Annotated in this window: 1 rRNA gene; it reads left to right on the forward strand. The window is 53.7% G+C overall.

Going from position 1 to position 561, the window contains the following annotated elements:
- Positions 1-21: 21 nt before the first annotated feature.
- Positions 22-561 (forward strand): 23S ribosomal RNA (locus tag ACLJQD_RS22935); the annotation flags it as partial.

Consider the following 561-nt stretch of genomic DNA (forward strand, 5'->3'; position numbering starts at 1 on the left):
AGAAACATCTTCGGGTTGTGAGGTTAAGCGACTAAGCGTACACGGTGGATGCCCTGGCAGTCAGAGGCGATGAAGGGCGTGCTAATCTGCGATAAGCGCCGGTAAGGTGATATGAACCGTTATAACCGGCGATACCCGAATGGGGAAACCCAGTGTGACTCGTCACACTATCATTAACTGAATCCATAGGTTAATGAGGCGAACCGGGGGAACTGAAACATCTAAGTACCCCGAGGAAAAGAAATCAACCGAGATTCCCCCAGTAGCGGCGAGCGAACGGGGAGGAGCCCAGAGCCTGAATCAGCATGTGTGTTAGTGGAAGCGTCTGGAAAGGCGCGCGATACAGGGTGACAGCCCCGTACACAAAAGCGCATGTGCTGTGAGCTCGATGAGTAGGGCGGGACACGTGGTATCCTGTCTGAATATGGGGGGACCATCCTCCAAGGCTAAATACTCCTGACTGACCGATAGTGAACCAGTACCGTGAGGGAAAGGCGAAAAGAACCCCGGCGAGGGGAGTGAAAAAGAACCTGAAACCGTGTACGTACAAGCAGTGGGAGC

The organism is Salmonella sp. SAL04214, from assembly GCF_046550615.1.
Taxonomy (GTDB): Bacteria; Pseudomonadota; Gammaproteobacteria; order Enterobacterales; family Enterobacteriaceae; genus Salmonella; species Salmonella enterica.